1 pseudogene is annotated in these 255 nt (G+C 65.9%); it reads left to right on the top strand.

Features of this window, described 5'->3' with window-relative positions:
- A pseudogene (locus AC6CHP_RS20790) lies at nucleotides 1–255 on the top strand (DUF3618 domain-containing protein); the annotation flags it as partial.

Raw genomic sequence — 255 nt, 5'->3', positions numbered from 1 at the left:
GTCAAAGCCAAAACCCAGGGCAACCCCCTGGCCGCAGGCCTGATCGCGTTCGGCGCCGGCATGCTGATCTCCTCACTGATCCCGGCCAGCCAAAAGGAACGCGAGGCCGCGGACCAGCTCAAAACCGCCGCCCAGCCCCTGGCCACCCAGGTCACCGACGCCGCCAAGGACATGGTCCAGGACCTCAAGGAACCCGCCCAGGAAGCCATGGAAAACGTCAAGGCCACCGCCACCGACGCCGCCCAAAACGTCAAA

The sequence above is a fragment of the Pseudarthrobacter sp. GQ63 genome, assembly GCF_059758765.1.
This window is presented reverse-complemented; position numbering and strand designations above follow the sequence as displayed.